The organism is Winogradskyella endarachnes (genome assembly GCF_009741275.1).
GTDB lineage: Bacteria > Bacteroidota > Bacteroidia > Flavobacteriales > Flavobacteriaceae > Winogradskyella > Winogradskyella endarachnes.
The window spans coordinates 1-255 of record NZ_WOWS01000048.1 but is presented as its reverse complement, the minus strand read 5'-3'; the positions used below and the strand labels follow the sequence as shown (position 1 = coordinate 255).

1 pseudogene is annotated in these 255 nt (G+C 36.9%); it reads left to right on the top strand.

The features are described 5' to 3' along the window. Positions 1-255, top strand: a pseudogene (locus GN138_RS16105) (T9SS type B sorting domain-containing protein); the annotation flags it as partial.

Sequence of the window (255 nt, the reverse complement as noted above, 5' to 3'; positions counted from 1 at the left end):
GATTGTAAATCCAAAGCCAACAACCATAGCAGTTAGTGATTATGAATTATGTGACTATAACACTACAGGCGATGAAGAAGAAGCATTTGATTTAAGCACAAAGACCACAGAGATTTTAGATGGTCAGGTAAATGTTGATGTTAGCTATTATGCAAGTCCAGCAGATGCAGATGCAGGAGTCAATGAGATAACAACGCCATATACTAACCTAAGTAATCCAGAGGTAATTACGGCAGTTTTAACCAATACTATTAC